2 protein-coding genes and 1 tRNA gene are annotated in these 992 nt (G+C 57.4%); all 3 read left to right on the top strand.

All coding sequences use genetic code 11. The features are described 5' to 3' along the window. The coding region (locus ACWTU9_RS33145; protein WP_455862005.1) for a hypothetical protein at positions 1-234 on the top strand (234 nt) is incomplete at its 5' end. A gap of 213 nt (positions 235-447) precedes the next feature. Continuing rightward, positions 448-538 (top strand) — tRNA-Ser (locus ACWTU9_RS33140). Positions 539-642: 104 nt separating this feature from the next. After that, on the top strand, positions 643-885 hold the full coding sequence (locus ACWTU9_RS33135; RefSeq protein ID WP_455862006.1) for a GIY-YIG nuclease family protein: 243 nt from the start codon (positions 643-645) through the stop codon (positions 883-885). The last annotated feature ends 107 nt before the right edge of the window (positions 886-992 follow it).

The raw sequence follows: 992 nt of genomic DNA, 5'->3' as shown, positions 1-992 counted from the left end.
AAAGTTAAAAAACGGGTCTGGGTATTCTTTGCTGAAGGACAGCGTTCCCTGCCCCATCCCCACTACCGAAAAAGATGCGCACCGCGCCGCTCCTTCGAATTCGACATTACCCATGAGGCGGCGGCGTTCAACCATGATCGTACCGGCAAAAGGGCTATCCGGGTGCTATCCCCTGGCGTTGTTGCACAAATGACACGATTTGGCCTCAGTCCGAAAGCTCTCATTAACCATTGAGGGCCCCGGAAGCCTTGGTCCGAGCCTTGGAATGGGGCCGAATCCGGCGATCGCCTGCCGAAATTGCGGCCATGCCGCCGACTCGCCGGCCCGCGAGCTGCCGCAGAATCGCCGCACGGCGAAGGTTCCGCTTCGGCCGAATGCGGATTTTTCAGCGATTATCGCGCCGGCTTGTTGATTGTGCCGGCGCTTTTCTCTATCCAGCGGCGCAACGGAGAGGTGGCCGAGTGGTCGAAGGCGCTCCCCTGCTAAGGGAGTAGAGGTCAAAAGCTTCTCGTGGGTTCGAATCCCATCCTCTCCGCCATCCTGCTTCGCTCTTCGAGCTTCGCAGGACAGGCCCAACAATTCGTGCGAAGCAGGATGGCGGAGAGGATGCCCTCCGAAGCCTTGGCGAAGGAGGGCCGGTTCGTGTGGTACGTGTACCTTATTGAGAGCGAAGCCGCCGAAGGCGAGCGCTATGTCGGCATAACGTCGGACCTGAAACAGCGGCTCGCCGACCACAACGCAGGAAAATCCAGTCATACATCCAAGTTTCTGCCTTGGCGGATTGTCACCTATGCGGCCTTCTCAAGCCAGACCAAGGCGACATCATTCGAGCGTTACCTCAAGTCCGGTTCGAGACATGCATTCGCCAACAAGCGCCTTTGGTAATCCCTTCGCGTATAGCGCGAAATTCTCCGCCGTCGCCGGAAAATACAGCAATAACAACCTTTTAACACTATAATTCACGCAGCAGCGTTCGCTCTTGGGTTCGATTC

The organism is Mesorhizobium sp. 128a, assembly GCF_053848025.1.
The sequence above is the reverse complement of the archived record's forward strand: the minus strand, read 5'-3'. Positions and strand labels throughout refer to the sequence as shown.